General features: G+C 38.0%; 1 rRNA gene. It reads right to left on the bottom strand.

The features are described 5' to 3' along the window. Positions 1-75 (bottom strand): 5S ribosomal RNA (rrf, locus tag LPC13_RS16885); the annotation flags it as partial. Between the last annotated feature and the right edge of the window lie 133 nt (positions 76-208).

Below are 208 nucleotides of genomic sequence, written 5' to 3'. Positions count from 1 at the left end.
ACCATTGACGCTGTAGAGCTTAACTTTCCTGTTCGGAATGGGAAGGAGTGTTTCCTCTACGCCATCATCACCAGATTTAACTTTATTTTATTTTCAGAGATTGTTCTCTGAAAATTGCACATGAATCATATTTTTTTATTGGTCAAGCCCTCGACCTATTAGTATCAGTCAGCTAAATATGTTACCACACTTACACCTCTGACCTATC

This window comes from Clostridium celatum (assembly GCF_021412605.1).
Lineage (GTDB): Bacteria > Bacillota > Clostridia > Clostridiales > Clostridiaceae > Clostridium > Clostridium celatum.
Note: the sequence above shows the minus strand (reverse complement) of the source record. Positions and strands in the feature narration are given on the sequence as shown.